Origin of the sequence: Rhizobium binae (assembly GCF_017357225.1) — a bacterium.
Lineage (GTDB): Bacteria > Pseudomonadota > Alphaproteobacteria > Rhizobiales > Rhizobiaceae > Rhizobium > Rhizobium binae.
The window spans coordinates 1,665,520-1,682,935 of record NZ_CP071604.1; the positions used below are offsets into that span (position 1 = coordinate 1,665,520).

16 protein-coding genes are annotated in these 17,416 nt (G+C 60.9%); 7 read left to right on the top strand and 9 right to left on the bottom strand.

The window, feature by feature from the left end:
• Position 1: 1 nt before the first annotated feature.
• Together argC and speB are read right to left on the bottom strand one after the other, a co-directional pair.
• A complete protein-coding gene (argC, locus tag J2J99_RS08055; protein WP_168294632.1) occupies positions 2 to 934 on the bottom strand; it encodes an N-acetyl-gamma-glutamyl-phosphate reductase in 933 nt (310 codons plus the stop codon).
• A gap of 58 nt (positions 935 to 992) precedes the next feature.
• On the bottom strand, positions 993 to 1,955 hold the full coding sequence (gene speB, locus J2J99_RS08060) for an agmatinase (protein ID WP_168294633.1): 963 nt from the start codon (positions 1,953 to 1,955) through the stop codon (positions 993 to 995).
• Between the two features lie 362 nt (positions 1,956 to 2,317).
• Between speB and J2J99_RS08065 the strand changes: the two genes are divergently transcribed.
• Entirely contained in the window at positions 2,318 to 4,288 is a 1,971-nt protein-coding gene (locus tag J2J99_RS08065; RefSeq protein ID WP_168294634.1) for an acyltransferase family protein, read from the top strand.
• A gap of 336 nt (positions 4,289 to 4,624) precedes the next feature.
• On the opposite strand, the gene rpsI is transcribed toward J2J99_RS08065, so the two are convergent.
• From rpsI to J2J99_RS08080, 3 genes are all read right to left on the bottom strand, one after another.
• Positions 4,625 to 5,092, bottom strand: a complete 468-nt coding sequence (rpsI, locus tag J2J99_RS08070) for a 30S ribosomal protein S9 (RefSeq protein WP_009995734.1) — start codon at positions 5,090 to 5,092, stop codon at positions 4,625 to 4,627.
• A gap of 2 nt (positions 5,093 to 5,094) precedes the next feature.
• The gene (gene rplM / locus J2J99_RS08075) at positions 5,095 to 5,559 is read right to left on the bottom strand and encodes a 50S ribosomal protein L13 (RefSeq protein WP_008521951.1); all 465 of its coding nucleotides are present in this window, start codon (positions 5,557 to 5,559) and stop codon (positions 5,095 to 5,097) included.
• A 315-nt stretch (positions 5,560 to 5,874) separates the two neighbouring features.
• Positions 5,875 to 6,774: a LysR family transcriptional regulator gene (locus J2J99_RS08080; RefSeq protein WP_205918593.1), complete on the bottom strand. Its 900-nt coding sequence runs from the start codon at positions 6,772 to 6,774 to the stop codon at positions 5,875 to 5,877.
• Positions 6,775 to 6,846: 72 nt separating this feature from the next.
• On the opposite strand from J2J99_RS08080, the gene J2J99_RS08085 reads away from it, so the two are divergent.
• Both J2J99_RS08085 and J2J99_RS08090 read left to right on the top strand, forming a co-directional pair.
• The gene (locus J2J99_RS08085) at positions 6,847 to 7,077 is read left to right on the top strand and encodes a YjiS-like domain-containing protein (RefSeq protein ID WP_168294635.1); all 231 of its coding nucleotides are present in this window, start codon (positions 6,847 to 6,849) and stop codon (positions 7,075 to 7,077) included.
• 94 nt (positions 7,078 to 7,171) lie between these two features.
• A complete protein-coding gene (locus tag J2J99_RS08090) occupies positions 7,172 to 7,999 on the top strand; it encodes an enoyl-CoA hydratase (RefSeq protein ID WP_168294636.1) in 828 nt (275 codons plus the stop codon).
• Here J2J99_RS08090 and J2J99_RS08095 read toward each other — a convergent pair whose 3' ends face one another.
• Both J2J99_RS08095 and J2J99_RS08100 read right to left on the bottom strand, forming a co-directional pair.
• The gene (locus tag J2J99_RS08095) at positions 8,000 to 8,836 is read right to left on the bottom strand and encodes an EamA family transporter (RefSeq protein WP_168294637.1); all 837 of its coding nucleotides are present in this window, start codon (positions 8,834 to 8,836) and stop codon (positions 8,000 to 8,002) included.
• A 467-nt stretch (positions 8,837 to 9,303) separates the two neighbouring features.
• Positions 9,304 to 9,627, bottom strand: a complete 324-nt coding sequence (locus J2J99_RS08100; protein ID WP_168294638.1) for a hypothetical protein — start codon at positions 9,625 to 9,627, stop codon at positions 9,304 to 9,306.
• 120 nt (positions 9,628 to 9,747) lie between these two features.
• Here J2J99_RS08100 and J2J99_RS08105 point away from each other — a divergent pair, with 120 nt between their 5' ends.
• The 4 genes from J2J99_RS08105 (at position 9,748) to J2J99_RS08120 (ending at position 14,331) form a co-directional block, all read left to right on the top strand.
• On the top strand, positions 9,748 to 10,176 hold the full coding sequence (locus tag J2J99_RS08105; protein ID WP_168294639.1) for a CoA-binding protein: 429 nt from the start codon (positions 9,748 to 9,750) through the stop codon (positions 10,174 to 10,176).
• 143 nt (positions 10,177 to 10,319) lie between these two features.
• A complete protein-coding gene (locus J2J99_RS08110; RefSeq protein WP_168294640.1) occupies positions 10,320 to 11,603 on the top strand; it encodes an O-acetylhomoserine aminocarboxypropyltransferase in 1,284 nt (427 codons plus the stop codon).
• 17 nt (positions 11,604 to 11,620) lie between these two features.
• Positions 11,621 to 11,971 (top strand): cupin domain-containing protein, encoded by a 351-nt coding sequence (locus J2J99_RS08115; protein WP_168294641.1) that lies wholly within the window; start codon positions 11,621 to 11,623, stop codon positions 11,969 to 11,971.
• A gap of 233 nt (positions 11,972 to 12,204) precedes the next feature.
• Entirely contained in the window at positions 12,205 to 14,331 is a 2,127-nt protein-coding gene (locus J2J99_RS08120; RefSeq protein WP_168294642.1) for a bifunctional diguanylate cyclase/phosphodiesterase, read from the top strand.
• Positions 14,332 to 14,438: 107 nt separating this feature from the next.
• Here J2J99_RS08120 and J2J99_RS08125 read toward each other — a convergent pair whose 3' ends face one another.
• Together J2J99_RS08125 and J2J99_RS08130 are read right to left on the bottom strand one after the other, a co-directional pair.
• Entirely contained in the window at positions 14,439 to 15,683 is a 1,245-nt protein-coding gene (locus J2J99_RS08125) for a cytochrome P450 (RefSeq protein WP_168294643.1), read from the bottom strand.
• A 220-nt stretch (positions 15,684 to 15,903) separates the two neighbouring features.
• Positions 15,904 to 17,157, bottom strand: coding sequence for a GGDEF domain-containing protein (locus J2J99_RS08130; RefSeq protein ID WP_168294644.1), 1,254 nt, complete (start codon positions 17,155 to 17,157; stop codon positions 15,904 to 15,906).
• Positions 17,158 to 17,416: the final 259 nt, after the last annotated feature.

The window sequence follows — 17,416 nt, forward strand, 5'->3', positions numbered from 1 at the left end:
GTCAGGAGGCGAGCATAAGGTCCATGTTCTGCACGGCGGCACCTGATGCGCCCTTGCCGAGATTGTCGAGCAGCGCCACCAGATTGACCTGGGAACCGCCCGGCGTACCGAAGACGAAGAGCTTCATCGTGTCCTTGCCTTCGAGTTCGACGGCGTTGACGCGGGCAAGCGCCTTGCTGTCGGAAAGCGGCACGACGGTGACGATGTCCTGGCCGGCATAATGGGCGGCGAGCGCCGCATGAATGCTTTCCATCGTCGTGCCCTCGGCGAGATCGTCGAGATGCAGCGGCACCTGCACGATCATGCCCTGCGCGAATTTACCGACCGATGGCGAGAAGACCGGGGCGCGGTCGAGCAGGCCGTGCACGGTCATTTCCGGCACGTGCTTGTGGGTGAGGGGAAGACCGTAGAGGAAGTGCGGCGCGGTGATCGCATCCGGATGATCCGGATTTTCCATCTGGGCAATCATCTGCTTGCCGCCACCCGTATAGCCGGAAACCGCATTGACCGTGACCGGGTAGCCATCCGGCAGAATGCCGGCGGCACGCAGCGGCCGGATCAGGCCGATTGCGCCGGTCGGATAGCAGCCGGGGTTGGCGACGAAACGCGCGGCCTTGATCTTGTCGGCCTGCGCGCCGTCCATTTCGGCAAAGCCGTAAGCCCAGCCGGGATTGACACGGAAGGCGGTCGACGTGTCGATGATGCGCACATTGTTGTTGGCCGAGACCATCTGAACCGCTTCCTTCGATGCATCGTCGGGCAGGCAGAGAATGGCAATATCAGCGCTGTTCAGCATGTCCTCGCGCATGGCGGCGTTGCGCCGCTCGGCCTCGGGAATGGACAGAAGCTCGACATCGCGGCGGCCGGCCATGCGCGTGCGGATCTGCAGACCCGTTGTGCCGTGTTCGCCGTCGATGAAGATTTTCGGTGCCATGTTAACCTGCGCTTTCAATGGGTTCAGAAGGTTTCCGGATTCATTTTGGGATAATAGGTCAGCCTTGTGACACCGCGATGGCGCGTCGCTCCGCATGAAGCCCCAGCATATACATCGCCACCGTTGCCCCGGCAATGGCGGTGATATCGGCGTGGTCGTAAGGCGGCGAAACCTCGACGACATCGGCGCCGCGGATATCAAGCTGATGCAGGCGCTGCAGCACCGAAAGTATTTTGGCGCTCGACGGTCCGCCGGCGACCGGCGTGCCGGTTCCGGGCGCAAAGGCCGGATCGAGGCAATCGATATCAAAGGTGAGATAGGCCGGCGCGCCGCGCGTGTGGGAGATGATTGCCGAAGCGATGTCGCCGGCACTCATATCCTCGACCTGATGGCCATAGAGAATATTGATGCCGCAATCCTCCGGCGCATGGGTGCGGATGCCGATCTGGATCGACCGATCGGGGTCGATGATACCTTCCCGGGTGGCCCGCGCGACGAAGGAACCATGGTCGATGCGCCGCTCTTCGTCGAACCAGGTGTCCTGATGCGCGTCGAATTGGACGAGCGCCAGCGGCCCGTGTTTTGTCGCATGGGCTTTCAGCAGAGGCCAGGTGACGTAATGATCGCCGCCGAGCGTCAGCAGAAAAGCGCCGCTGTCGAGGATCACATTCGCCTGGCGCTCGATGGCGCCAGGCGTAGCTTGGTGATTGCCGTAATCGAGCAGGCAATCGCCGTAGTCGATCACCGCCATGTCCGCGAACAATTCGCGGTTGAAGGGATATTGCGCATCATTGTCGAAGATCGCCGAGGCGCGACGGATCGCTTGCGGGCCGAAGCGCGTGCCCGGCCGGTTCGACGTCGCTGCGTCGAAGGGAATGCCCCAGACGGCGACATCGACGCCGGAAAGTTCCTTGGTGAAGCGGCGACGCATGAAAGACAGCGCGCCTGCAAAGGTCGGATCGCTGGCGGCAGAGGTGAGGCTGGTCGCCGTGAACGCGTGATCGATGGTCTTGTTCGCCAAGTCGTGCTCCTCTTTTCGGTCGCAGAACCATAGTCGCGTCGAATACGGACGCTGCATTGCGGGATGTTCGACGCCAGGGCGTCGGGGTGGGCCGCGCGAAGGAATTGGCCGATCCTTTCGCGCAGAAAGGGGTAGGCGAGGTGCCGACAGATTTCAAGCAATCGTTCGGATGACAGCGTCGCCGAGACCCGGCAACAAGGCGCTGTCCTTTTTCTGCACCAAGGATTTTTACAAATCTGTGGTTTATTAGAATCTTTTCTAAAATTCGTACTTGCAGAAAAATTCACATTTCACTACGCAATGCCGGGTTGTTAATTCAGTGATCACAGTCGGTAAAAATACGATATTTTGGGAATAGTTAAGTGATTTACCGACGAGAGATTGACGGCCTGCGGGCGGCCGCGGTGATGCCCGTTATTCTGTTTCATGCGGGCTTCAGTCTCTTCAGCGGCGGCTTCATCGGCGTTGACGTATTCTTCGTGATCAGCGGATTTCTCATCACCTCGATCATCCTTGAGGAAATGCGAAACCGCACCTTTTCGCTGGCAGCATTTTTCGAGCGCCGCGCCCGCCGAATCCTGCCGGCCTTGTTTCTCGTCGTCCTGTGCTGTTTGCCCTTTGCCTGGCTTTGGGTCATGCCGGAGGAGTTTCGCGCCTTCTCCGACAGTCTGATTGCCACCAGCCTCTCCGGCGCCAATTTCCTGTTCTGGTTCAAGAGCGGCTATTTTGCGCCGGAGGCCGGAGAAGTGCCGCTGCTCCACATCTGGAGCTTGGCCGTCGAAGAACAATATTACATGTTCTTTCCGCTGCTCGTCATATTCATGTGGAAGCGCAAGCCGAGCTGGCTCTTTGCGGTCCTGGTTACGATCGCGCTTGCAAGCCTCGCCTACAGCGAGTGGGCATCGCGCGTCTTTCCTTCGGCCAATTTCTATTTCCTGCCCTCGCGGGCCTGGGAGTTTCTGGCCGGGTCGATCGGCAGCGCAATGCAGTTGAAGGGGCAAAAGCGCGGCAGCGATCCGTTGTCGCTGCTTGGATTCGGCATGATCGCCTTCTCCGTCTTCTATTTCGACGAAACCTCGCCAATTCCCTCGACGCTCGCCCTGCTTCCCGTGGTCGGCGCGGTGCTCGTGCTCCTCTATGCCCGACCGGGAACCTGGGTGGCGGCACTGCTTTCGACCCGCGCCCTCACCATGATCGGGCAGATCAGCTACAGCGCCTATCTCTGGCACCAACCGCTTTTCGCCTTTGCGCGGATCCGCAGCATCGATCCGCCTCCTTTGAGTGTGATGGGCGTCCTTACCTGCGTCTCGCTTGTGATTGCCTATGTCTCGTGGCGTTTCGTCGAGCAGCCGTTCCGAAGGCACGAGCGCCGATTGCTGCCGTCCACCCGCAGCCTGGTCGCATCGGTATCCCTGGTGCTTGCGGCCTTTATCGCCTTCGGAATTTACGGCCACGATACGCGCGGCGTTCCATGGCGGCTGCCGGCGCCGATCAAGGAATTCATGGCGAGCAATGATTGGAGCAAGACCTGCCTTCTCGAGGGGGCGTCGGGCTGGGATGCGATGCCGATCAAGGGCTGCGTATTCAACGGCAACCACCCACAGACATACGCCATTTTCGGAGATTCCCTGGCGTCGTCGCTGACCCCTGCGCTGGCCGAGCGTCTGGACAGCATGAATATCGGTCTGCAGCAGATCACGCACAGCTTCTGCGCGCCGGTCGCCGACGTATCGATGGTCTCCCACCAGGCGCGCGACTGCGGCGCCTTCAACGCTGCGGCGATCGACTACCTCATCAGGAGCAGGGTGAAAACGGTCTTTCTCGCGGCCTCCTGGAAGATCTTTTTCGAGCAGTCTCGCTATATGTTCAAGGGCGAAGAAGTCGCGACCTCAGACGTCGGACAGAGGTTGAGGGACGCCTTCGACAGAACCGTCGGCGAGTCGACATCAGCCGGCATCCGCGTCGTCATCATCTATCCTCATCCGCGCGGTGACACGGAGATCGCCGCCAAGGTCGCGAAGCTGATGCACAAGGGCACGCCGGCGCCGACGATCACGATCGCCCAGGATGAGTTTCTCAAGCAATCGGCGCCGTCCTATACCTATCTCGACGACCCCGAAGACACGCATGTCCTGCGCGTCGATCCCGCCAAGATTTTCTGCGGGATGGAGACGGGCCGATGCGATCTGGCGCGGGAGGGCAAGACCTTCATTTTCGACAAGGTGCATTTCACCCCGGCAGGCGCGGAAGCCGTTGCCGACGAAATCATGGTCACTCTCGGGCGAGACCACATGGCGGATACGAATGGTATGGCAGCGCTCTCTTCCGAGTAATGCAACGCATGTCGCCAGCAAGTGTATAGCGGTTCTGGCATGACGACATCCATCAAAACAAAGATGCATATCGCCCGGAAGGCAGTAGCGGTATCCGGGATAGGGACCGTCATTCAACCGAGGACTGAAGCGCGTCGGGATCTTTAGGACGCGGTCCTTCTGCTTTTACTTACGCTGCCGGTGCCGCAACGAGCGTCCCGTGGTTTTGCGCAGCATGCTTTGTGTCCTGAAGCGCACGCAGCGCTGTAGCGGTTCCGACCTTCCATCAAGGGCCAACTGCACAACAAAAAAGGCCGGGTTTCCCCGGCCTTGGTAAATTCCGTCTGTCCGATGCGACTAGCGCTTGGAGAACTGGAAGGAGCGGCGGGCCTTTGCCTTGCCGTACTTCTTGCGTTCGACGACGCGGCTGTCGCGGGTCAGGAAACCGCCCTTCTTCAGCACCGAGCGCAGGCCCGGTTCGAAGTAGGTGAGCGCCTTGGACAGGCCGTGGCGAACGGCACCGGCCTGGCCGGAGAGGCCGCCGCCGGCAACGGTTGCGACGATGTCGAACTGGCCGTCACGGGCAGCCGCGACGATCGGCTGGCGCAGGATCATCTGCAGCACCGGACGGGCGAAATATTCCGCGAATTCCTTGCCGTTTACGATGATCTTGCCGGAGCCCGGCTTGACCCAGACGCGGGCGACGGCGTTCTTGCGCTTGCCGGTCGCGTAGGAGCGGCCGAGCGAATCGACCTTGCGGACGTGGGCCGGAGCAGCAGCTTCGGAAGCCGTGCCGAGATCCTTCAGGGAGGAGAGGTCAGCCATGATCAGGCGCTCCTTACGTTCTTTTTGTTGAGCGCGGCAACGTCGAGGGCGACCGGCTGCTGGGCTTCATGGGGATGGTTGGCGCCGGCGTAGACGCGCAGGTTCTTCATCTGGCGACGGCCGAGCGGGCCGCGCGGAACCATACGCTCGACGGCCTTTTCGAGGACGCGCTCCGGGAAGCGGCCTTCGATGATCTGGCGTGCGGTGCGCTCCTTGATGCCGCCGGCGTAACCGGTGTGCCAGTAGTAAACCTTGTCGGAATACTTCTTGCCGGTGAAAACGACCTTGTCGGCATTGATGACGATGACGTTGTCGCCGTCGTCAACGTGGGGGGTGAATGTTGCCTTGTGCTTGCCGCGCAGGCGCATAGCGATGATGGAAGCGAGACGGCCAACGACCAGCCCTTCGGCGTCGATGATCACCCACTTCTTCTCCACCTCTGCAGGCTTCTGGGAGAAGGTAGCCATAGTGAATACTCTCTTTTGGGACCCTTGCCCGAAGGCTGGAAGGGCGTTTCTTGTTGCTTGGATTGGCAGGCGAAAGACATGCCAAAAAGAAGGCAGCCCGGAAGGCTGCGTTCTGGCGCGGTGTATAAAGGGAATGTGACATCGGGTCAATATCGGCATTCTCGACCACTCGAAAAAAACTGCAATAAAAACAGCAGCTTATTTGCGCGGTATTATTATACCACAAATTTGGCCGGATCGCAGGACGGCATGGTTTGCCTTTTTACCGCTGCAGTGAGTTGGATTTGACTCGACAGGCCAGGATCGCAAGCGTTCCTAATCCTTGAACTCCCGCAAGCATTTCATCATTTCCCGAAGGCCGCGTGTCAGATGTTTGTCCCGGCGCAGAACCATGCCGAGGTGGCGCGTGAGCTTTGGTTTCAGCGAAGATGTCGTCACGAGGCCGGCACGGTCGTGCCTTAGCGCCAGCCCCGGCAGGATCGACCAGCCGAGCCCCACCGCCACCAGTTCCTTGATCGCCTCGACGCTGCCGAACTCCATCGCGGGACGGGTCCTGATTTCGGGGGCGGCCAGCCAAGCGTCGATCGCCCGCCTTGTATTGCCTCCCTCATAGAGCAGCAGCGTCCTGTCACGCATAAAGGCAGCATCCGGCCCGCCTTCGGGCACGAGGCTACCGACGGGAGCGACCGCCAACAACTCTTCCTCGTAGAACGGTTCGATCTCGAAGTTTCGTCCCGATGCCGGCAGAGCGACGACGGCGATGTCGAGACTGTTGGCCTCCAGATCGTGCAGAACATCGTCGGCATTGCCGATATGGAGCGTGATTTCGAGGCCTGGCATGGATTTCCTGGCGGCGGCGATGGCGCGCGGGAGCAGGTGGATCGAGGCGGTGCCGCCGCTGCCGATGCGCACGCGGCCCCTGGCGCCATCCTTGTGCGGCAGCATCGCTTCTTCTGCCGCTGCCGCTTGCTGAAGCAGACGCCTCGCGTGCGAAAGCAGGTCGAGGCCCGCCGCCGTCGGTTGCGCCCGCCGTCCGACACGCTCGATCAGCCGGACACCGAGCCGCCGTTCGAGGCCCTTGACCTGCAGGCTCACGGCCGGTTGCGTCACGCCCTCCTTGTCGGCGGCGGCCGTAAAGCTTCCGAGATCGGCGACATTGACGAAGGTCGCGAGCTGATCGAGATTGAGCGGCATATAAAAGAATTCCTTATGCATATGATAATATCCATAAGCTTCTTTCGCAGCATCTTCCAGGGCATCTCTTTTCCGTTGAGAAAGGACGAACAGATGACCCTGGAATTCGGCGAGATATTAGAGACACCGCGCAAGGCCCTTCGCCTGAAACTTCGCGAGACGGCGCGCCGGGGCCGGCGGCTGCTGGCGGCGATCGGGTATCGGCTTGAAAAGCGACGCAGCCGCCGCAGGCTTTCGGAACTCACAGATGCCGAGCTTCGTGATATCGGTCTCACCCGCGCGCAAGCGGCGGCCGAGACATCGAAATCGTGGTTCTGGTTCTGACCACGCCGCAGCAGCGAGGCCGGATCCTGCTCGAAATTGCCTGTGCCTTGTGGCAGAACAGCGGTGTGGAAATCCTAGCGCAAGGAGCAGCATCATGGCCGAAATCGTATCCTTCCGAAAGGAGGCAGACAGGGCAGAAGGGTTGTTGCTCCGCTCGCTGCGCGACGGCGTGCTGCGGCTTGTGCTTAACGACCCGCCGGCCAACGCACTTTCGATCGCGCTTTTGCAGGCGCTGATGGCCGAACTCGAAAAGGCCGGATCGGACGCGGACGTGCGCGTCGTCGTTATCGCCTCGACCGGCTCTGTCTTTTCCGCCGGCCATGACCTCAAGGAGCTCACCGCCCATCGCGTCGATGAAGACCGGGGCGCTGCGTTCTTCGAGAAGAGTTTCCGGCTCTGCGCCGATCTGATGCTGAAGATCACCCATCTGCCGAAACCCGTCATCGCCGAGATCGACGGGCTTGCAACGGCCGCAGGCTGCCAGCTCGTTGCTTCCTGCGATCTGGCGATCTGCACCGACACGTCGACATTCTGCACTCCGGGCGTCAATATCGGCCTGTTCTGCTCGACGCCGATGGTGGCGGTGACCCGTGCCGCCCATCGTAAGCAGGCGATGGAGATGCTTCTGACCGGCGAAACGATCGACGCTTCGACCGCCAAGGATTTCGGTCTCGTCAACCGCATCGTGCCGAAGCAGTATCTGGCGCAAGTCGTTGCCAAATATGCGGCCGTGATTGCCGGCAAATCGCCATTGACCCTGAAGATCGGCAAGGAGGCCTTCTATCGACAGCTCGAACTGCCGGTGGAAGGGGCCTATGACTATGCTGCCAGGGTGATGGTGGAGAACATGCTGACGCAGGATGCGCAGGAGGGGATCGGCGCCTTTCTCGGCAAACGCAAGCCGGTGTGGAAGGGCGACTGATCACGCCAGCCTCAGAACCAGCACGCCGGCGGCGATGACCACGCCGGCGACGTAACGCCAGGCTCCGGCTTTTTCCTTGAACACGGCGACCGAGATCACCAACGCGAAAACGATCGCGGTTTCCCGCAACGCGGCAATGGTCGCGACGGGAGCCTTAGTCATTGCCCAGAGTGCCAGTCCGTAAGATGCTATCGAACCCGCGCCGCCGATAAGGCCGCGCCACCAGTTGCGGCGAACGTGGCGCAGCACTGCCTGGCTGCCGCGCCGGGACGCCGCCCAGCCAAACAACAGTACGGGCGGCAGCAGCGACATCCACAACGTGTAGGAAACCGCGTTGCCTGAAAGGCGCGCGCCGATGCCGTCGACATACGTGTAGCAGGCGATGACAAAGGCATTGGCAATGGACAGCACAACGGCACGGCCGCTGCCGCGACGCGCCTCCAGAGCGAGCGTCAGGACGCCGGCTGAGATCGTCATGACGCCGGCGAGCGCGGCGCCGGACAGGTTCTCCCTGAGAACGACACCGCTTGTCGCGGCGATCAGCAATGGCGCGCACCCACGCATCAGCGGATAGACCAGGCCGATATCGCCGGCCCGGTAGGCGGCGGCAACCAGCTGGAAATAGACGAACTGGAGGATGGCCGAAGCACCGATAAACGGCCAAGCCGCGTTTTGCGGCAATGGCAGAAATGCCAGAAACGGCAACGCCGATACCGCGCCGCCGGCCGAAATCAACGCTGCATCAAGGGATTTATCGCTTCCCGCTTTGACGATCGCGTTCCATGTCGCATGCAGCAATGCACCGAACAGAACGAGCAGGATGACGTCGAGTGGCAAGGACAGATCCGGGACAGCGGGGAGGACAAGCGCGTCGCCCCGATGGGGCAAAGTTCTGGAAAGACAACTGCGATTTGTACGAAAATGCATTGCCGCGGTCGCGGTGCCTTCCTGTCTGCAATATCACGCTTTCAATATCCAAACAATGGCGGGTATATTCGACAATTTGTACGTGCGCTCGATATGCGTTCAATCCACGCGATCTTCTCAACTATGAGGTGCTTCTAATGGACGCCAGAACGTAGAGTGATCTTGCGGTGAACGAAAGGAGAAAACACTTGAAGGGATTCCGGAGGGGATTATTCTATGTTGCTGAAATACAGATATTATTCTACAACTTTGAAATAGTCTAAAATAAAACTGTTGATTGCATAATTACCGAAAAATCGCAGCGCGGGATTGAGCCGGCCAACATTCGCAAACGCAAAGAGCGCGGGGCGTCTGCCGCAGTCCCGGCGGCAAGAACCTCAGAGCTGGTAATGCGGAATGAACAGCATCCCGTCAAGGTTGTCTATGTTCTGACAGTTCAGAACGGGGCAGCGGGGATCGTCTTTCGAGGGGATGTGCGTCCACTCCGCATAGTCGGTCGCGTCGCAATAGTGGCTGTTGCGGACGTAACGATCATAGAGGGGCAGACCGCGGGGGGACCGATAGCGGAAGATAACGGCGCCCTGATTGTGGATGGCGGCGCGCACGCTGGCACAGCTCATGGTGAGTGGATTGTAGCGCGAGATCGCCAGTGCCGGCGAAGCGGCGAGCAGGAGCATGAGGGCAAGAGCGATTTTTTTCATCGAATCATCCTCAGAAAATATCCAACTGATATATACGGGAAAGGCGCGCAACTGGTTTCACGCCAAAGCAAAAAATCACGCGCGCCGTGGCGAAAGACTTTCACAAGTGGAGAAGCGGACATGAATCACGACAGCTACACGGATGATTTCCTCGCCGGCATTCTGCATTCGGTGAAGACCATCGCCCTGACCGGCGCTTCGCCCAATCCGGCGCGGCCTAGCAACGGCGTCATGGGCTATCTGCTGTCGCGCGGCTATGAGGTCATTCCGGTTAACCCGGGGCAGGCGGGCAAACAGATCCATGGCCGCACCGTCTATGCCCGGCTCGCCGACATTCCCGTGCCGATCGACATGGTCGACGTCTTTCGCGCTGCCGAATATCTCGACGGTGTCGTCGAGGAGGCGCTGGCGCTGAGGCCGTTGCCGAAGATCATCTGGGCGCAGCTCGGCGTCCGCGACGACGCGGCGGCAGCAAAGGCGGAGGCCGCCGGCATCAAGGTGGTGATGAACCGCTGCCCGGCGATCGAATATCCCCGGCTCATTGCCTGATCTCATTGCCCGATCTCGTTGCTTGAGGGGCGGTCTGCAGAGACGGATTTTCCACCGAACGCCCGCGGGTTGAAACTGATCGCGATTAACTTTCGACCTGGAGAGGTTATGATCCCCTCCGTCAGCAACAACTGGAGGACGACATGGCCAAGAATGATCCGGGATTCAACACGTTGGCGATCCATGCCGGCGCCCAGCCCGACCCGACGACCGGCGCGCGGGTAACGCCGATCTACCAGACGACCGCCTACGTCTTCAACGATTCCGATCACGCCGCCGCGCTCTTCGGCCTGCAGGCCTTCGGCAATATCTACACCCGCATCATGAACCCGACGCAGGCCGTGCTCGAGGAGCGGGTGGCGGCGCTCGAGGGTGGCACGGCGGCCCTTGCCGTCGCTTCCGGTCATGCCGCACAGATGATCGTCTTCCACACCATCATGCGGCCCGGCGAGAATTTCATTGCTGCACGCAGGCTCTACGGCGGCTCGATCAACCAGTTCGGCCATGCCTTCGAGAATTTCGGCTGGCAGGTGCGCTGGGCTGATTCCGCCGATCCGGCAAGCTTCGAAAGCCAGATCGACGAGAAGACGCGCGGCATATTCATCGAGAGCCTCGCCAATCCCGGCGGCACCTTCGTCGATATCGCGGCGATCGCCGAGGTCGCGCATCGCCACGGCCTGCCGCTCATCGTCGACAACACGATGGCGACCCCCTATCTCATCCGCCCGATCGAATATGGCGCCGACATCGTCGTGCATTCGCTGACGAAATTCCTCGGCGGCCACGGCAATTCCATGGGCGGCCTCATCGTCGACGGCGGCACATTCGACTGGTCGAAATCCGGCAATTATCCGATGCTGTCGAGCCCGCGGCCGGAATATAACGGCTTGGTCCTGCACGCGACCTTCGGCAATTTCGCCTTTGCCATTGCCGCCCGCGTACTCGGCCTGCGCGACCTCGGACCGGCGATCGCGCCCTTTAACGCCTTCCTGATCCTGACGGGCATCGAAACGCTGCCGCTCAGAATGCAACGCCATTGCGACAATGCGATCGCCGTGGCGAGGTGGCTGAACGCGCACAGCAAGATCGCCTGGGTGAATTATGCCGGCCTCGAAGACGACCCGAACCACGCCCTGCAGCAGCGCTACTCGCCCAAAGGCGCGGGCTCCGTCTTCACCTTCGGCGTCAAGGGCGGTTACGAGGCAGGCAAGACGCTGGTCGAAGGCCTTGAGCTCTTCTCGCATCTTGCCAATATCGGCGACACCCGCTCGCTCGTCATCCACCCTGCCTCGACGACGCACCGGCAGTTGAGCGACGAACAGAAGATTGCCGCCGGCGCTGGCCCCGACGTTGTGCGCCTTTCAATCGGCATCGAGGACGTCAAGGATATCATCGCCGATCTTGAGCAGGCGCTTTCGAAAATCTGAAAACGGAGAGGTCCGCGATGGCGGTGGCGAAGTTCATTACTTTCCAGATCGACGGCATCGCCCCCGAGCTCGGGGCGCCGGAGCCTGGGCGCGTCATCTCCGGAGATCCGCAATTTCGCACCTGGAATCTGGAGGCGGCCGAAGGCGGCCTCTATTCCGGTATCTGGGAGGCTACACCCGGCAAGTGGCGGATCGAATACGAGGAGTGGGAATATTTCGGCATGCTGTCGGGTCATTCGATCGTTACGGAGGACGGTTGTGAGCCGGTTCACCTAAAGGCGGGCGACCGGATGATCTTGAGGCCCGGCTTCAAGGGAACCTGGGAAGTGGTTGAAACGACTCGCAAGGACTATGTGATCAGGGTTTGAGCAGCGACTGCAGATCGGCCGCCCCGATACGGGCCTGTCCCGGTTTGCGGCGATTATGCTGCGTTTCTCCCGAAAGATCCGCTTCTCTATCGCTGACAGAAGGCATTTGATCTTTTCCATTAACGAGACCGAAATCGTCAAGTGCTAGACCTTATCTGCAGCGCGTTGCGGACATGATGTCTCCTGCCGTCACCTTTAGACATGGCCTCGCAATTCATCTTTTCAGGATTGGCATGTCGTCGAATCTTGCGGGTAGGCACGTCCGGACCCAAACGTCTTCCATCGTTGCGACAACCGTTTTCTTCCTTGTCGTTGCGCTCGTCCTGACCGGCTTGATGGCGCATGTCGTCGCCGCCATGACCCGGTCCGCAAACGACATCGATGATGCCAGGGCCCGACGCGCCGCCCAGGCAGCGATTGCCGCCTTTGTGTCTCGCCTCGGCGCCACGACGACCGATAACGCCATTTGGGACGATGCCTACAAGGCCGCCTCGTCCCCCGCCGCTGCGGATTGGGCCTACGAGAATTGGGGGAAGACCAGCGAGGATTATGCGCTCTATGACGGTGCGATCGTGATCGGCCCGGATCGCACTTCGATCGTTTCCGCCTACGCTAAAGGCAAACCATTCGAACCGGGATTATTCTTCGGCGATGGCTTTTATCGGCAAGTCAAGGTGGCCACCGATCCGACGCGCGCGCCTCTGGTGAATTTCATCAAAACCAAAAACGGTATCGCACTGCTCGCATCGCAGGCCATTCAACCTTTCGACAACGTAGCCGAGAATCCGCAGTTCAGTACGCTGAGCTTTTACAAGGAATTTTCCCAGCAGGTCCTGGATACCCTTTCGAACGAACATGATCTCGAAGGCCTGCGCCTTGAGGCTAGGCCCGAGCCGGATCTCCTGAACGCACCGATCACCGATATGAAGGGAGCCGTCATCGGCTATCTCGTCTGGCCCAGCAAGGCGCCGGGAAGCATCGTCTTTCGTCAGGTGACCCCCTATGTCGCAGCCGCTATTGTCATCCTTGCGCTGTTTCTGATCGGCGTCCTGATGGTGGGTGCGTCGGAGACGCGGCGCCTGCGTCAGTTGGCGCAAGCGGCGCTTTACCAGGCCGGCCATGATAGTTTGAGCGGCCTCTGGAACAGACAAGGGCTTCTCAGCCTGCTCGAAGAGCTCGCTGATACCGCCTCTCCGCCGGCTCGACTGTATCTGGTCGATCTTGATGGCTTCAAGGCCGTCAATGATGCCTGGGGCCATGCCGTAGGGGACGAGTTGATCCGGCTGGTTTCGAACGCTCTGATCGCCTGCCATCCCGAGGTCGTCGCTGCGGCTCGGTTGGGCGGCGATGAATTTGCCCTGGTTCATGTGGGCTCTGCCACATTCGAGGATATGGAAAGAGCTATTTTGGCGCTGTTTGCCGAGCCTTTCAAAATCGAGGGACGGACAGTCGAAGTCGGAGCAAGCATCGGCGCTGCCGCGCGCGACGGAGCCATGGATCCCTTGGAGCTGCTGCGCAGAGCGGATATGGCGCTTTATCGCGCCAAGGCAAACGGCAGGGGCCAGGCGATCGAATATGATCCCGAGCTGGACCACGAGCGCCAGCGGGTCGCCGAACTGGAGGCCCTGCTGAAGAGTGCCATCGGCGCCGGTGCGATCGAAGCCGTCTTCCAACCTCTCGTCTCTGCCTCGACCGGCGCGGTCACGGGTCTTGAGGCCCTGGCGCGCTGGCGAACGGCCGCGGGCAATGTCAGTCCGGAGATCTTCATTCCCCTTGCCGAAAGGTGCGGTCTCATTGATGCGCTCGGCGTTCACATGCTGAGAACATCGATCGCGCATGCCAAGACTTGGCCCGATCTGGCATTGTCGGTGAATGTCTCGCCGGTGCAACTGTGCAATCCGGAATTTGCGGCCGAAGTGATCTCGATCCTGCAGGAACTCGATTTCAGCCCGGAGCGCCTGACATTGGAGATCACTGAAGGCGTGCTGATGACGAATCCCGATCAGGCCCGGCGCTCGATCGACCAGCTCAAACGCGTCGGCATCAAGTTCGCGCTCGACGATTTTGGCTGTGGTTACGCCAGCATCGGCGCATTGCGGCAATTCGGCTTCGATCGCATGAAGATCGACCGCTCGCTCGTCTCCGCGCTCGACGACACAAAGGGCGCCGATGTTCTTCGGGCAACCATCTCGCTGGCGACCGCCCTGCAGATCCCGGTTACCGCTGAAGGGATCGAGAATTCCCGCCAGGCGGCGATTCTGCGAGACGCCGGATGCGATCAGCTTCAAGGCTATCTGATGGGAAAACCCATGTCGGCCCGCGACATCGCCGGCAAATTGCAGGAAGAGGCCGCCGCTTAGTAGCGCCGATCACCCGGCTGAAGATGGATGGCGCTGTCGATTGTGAGGCGATGGATTGAGCCGGCACGCGGCACAGATCCTCCAGTCGACGAAGCTTAAGCCTCGATTCACCACTGCAGATCCAGCCGCTCCAGTCCGTGGAAATGGTAGACGTCCTTGACCACGGGCATCTTCGCGAGTCTCAGACCGGCAAGCCGCGCGAACAGGATCGGCAGCACGACGTTGAGCTCCAGCCGCGCCAGCGGCGCGCCGATGCAGAAATGGATGCCGGCGCCGAAGGAGAGGTTGGGTGCCTCGTTGCGGTCGGGACGGAAGGCGAGGGGATCGGTGAATTTCGCCGGATCGAGATTGGCGGCGGCGAGGATGAGGCTGACCTTGTCGCCGCGCTTGAAGGAGACTCCGTCGATTTCGGCCGGTTCCAGCGCCCAACGCTGAAAAATGTGGACGGGCGCGCAGATGCGAAGCGTCTCCTCGACCGCGCGTTCCGTCGTAGCCTCGTCGCGGAAGAGCGTCGCCGGATCAGCGCCGCTGTCGAGGATGGTGCGCACGGAATTGCCGATCTGGTGCACGGTCGCCTCATGGCCAGCGTTGAGCAGCACGATCGTCGTCGAGATCAGCTCTTCCTCGGTGAGATACTGACCCTTGTGCTCGGTATGGATCATGTGGGTGAGCAGGTCGTCGCGCGGCTCGGCGCGGCGCTGGGCGATAACGGTCCTGACGTAATCGGAAAATTCCTTTGCCGCCCGTTCGGCCTCATCCTCCTGCGCGCGCGTGCGGCCGAACATGTACATGCGGACATAGGCATGCGACCAGGCGAGCAACTGCGGCCCCATCTCTTCGGAGATGCCGATCATGCGGGCGATCATCGTCACTGGGATGATATCGGCAAAGGCCGAGAGCAGCTCGACCTCGCGCTTGTCGATGAAGCCGTCGATCAGCCGGTTGGCGATCTCTGCAAGTTCCGGCTTCATCTTCTCGACGTGGCGGGAGACGAAGGCGCGGTTGACGAGCGTGCGCAGCCGCGTGTGCTCCGGCGGTTCGATCTCCAGCAGGGAATAGCGTTCCGAGAGGTCGAAGCTGGCAAGATGTGCCATCGGCTCGGGCAGGCCCAGTTCCTCACGGCTGGCGATATGCAGGATCTGCCGGCCGAAGCGGCGGTCGCGCAGCAGCGCGTTCACATGGTCGTAGCCGGTGAAGAACCACTGCTTCTGCTCGGTCCAGTAGAAGGTCGGGCAATGGGCGTGGAGCGCCGCATAGACGGCATTTGGATTGCCATAGAAATCAGGATTGCGGGCGTCCAGCGACACGTGGCGCCTGGCGCGGTCGACCGAAAGAAAGGGCGGTATCGTCATGCCCGAGGCTTAGCGGATTTGCTGAGCCGCGAAAAGATGCAGATGCGGAGAGCCGGCCCGAAACAAGGCAAACCCGGCCGGGGCGGCGACTTTAAGATCTATGTCTAAGCGCGGGGATTGATTCTATTTTTATGCTGCGGCCAGGACAGGATGATTTTAGCCCGATCGGCCTAAAATCTGATGTCGTCCGAAAACCGCTCACACTTTTCGGCATCATGCTCTAGCCGGCACGCGACAGCGTGCCCATGCGCCGCAGCGCCTCGACCTGATCATCGAGCGTCGGCACGAGTTCGCCGGCAGTGGAACTCGGCGTGGCCGGTGCCGGGGCCGCCGCTTCTGCTTCGCCGAAGGTGACCGTGCAGTTGCGGCCGGCGGCCTTGGCGGCATAGAGCGCCCGGTCGGCGGCCGAAATCAGCTTGTCGACATTGGCGTCGATCGAGGAGGCGAGCGCAATGCCGATGCTGACCGTGACCGGAACGATCGCTTCGCCGGTGGCGACGGGAAGGCGGCAGAATTCGGTGCGGATGGCCTCGGCGATCGCCTCGGCTTCCATCTGGTCCGTGACGGCGGCAAAGGCGGCGAATTCCTCGCCGCCCATGCGGCCGAAGATGTTGCCGGGAATATACTGCCGGGCCATGCGCGCAAACGCGGTGAGCACCGCATCGCCGGCCTGGTGGCCGAAGCGGTCGTTGACGCGCTTGAAATGGTCGAGGTCGAAAAGGATCACCGCGACCTGCCGCTGTTCGCTGTGGGCTCTTTCCTGGATAGGCTCGAAATAGCCAAGCAGGCCGCGGCGGTTGAGCACGCCGGTCAGGGAATCGGTCAGCGTCATTGTACGCAGATGCCGTTCCGAGCGCTCCATGACCAGCCGGCAGGTGAGCGCGAAGGCGATGGTGAGAAGAAAAGCGCTTGCCAAGGCAGACACGCCGCCGAGATTGGTCGCATCGATATCGCTTGGCAGCGTCACCGCCATCGTCAGCGCCGAGCCGAAACACAGGCAGCCCTGCATGACGAACACGCCCATCAGCCTGATGCGGGTGCGCTCACGCCGCATGTCGCCGGCGGCGACCGCCATCGCCAGTGCCGTGGCGCCCGTCGCCGAAGCGAGATTGTAGAGCACGACGCGGTTTGAATAATCGGTGTTGACCCACGGCAGAAACACCCCGGCCAGCCAGATTGCCGGCGGCAGCAGCGCCCACCATTCGATTTTCTTGCGGTCGAGCGCGAGAAAACCCGCTACCCAGGCGCTCTGGCCGAGCAGCGCGATAGCATTGCCGATCTCGACGGACACCAGGCTGGGGACCTGGCCGCGCAGCGCGATCATCGCAAAGCCGATGCCGGTCAGAAGAAAGCCGAGGCCCCAATAGAGGTAGGCTTCGTTCCTGACGTTGTGGCGCCAGGCGACGAACAACACCAGAGCGAGCGTCATGGCCTCCGAACACCAGATGGCGAGACCTGTAGCGATATTGAACACGGCAGCAACCCCTTGCCCGTCGACCTTGTCTGTTGGGCCGCATACTTGCTGAGGAAGCTCGCCACTTCCTTAATGCTGTTGCTTTGCGGCATGATTTCCAGCCGGTATCTGACGGTAGGCTTTCCGTTGGGTAAACGTATGTAAGCGCTGCCGGATGGAGTAAGCTTTCCTTCATCCTGTCATGGAGAAAAGCCGGGGGGATGCCGCCCAGGGCTCGCGGTCATCAGGCATTTACGAGAAACAGGCTGCCGTCGCCGAA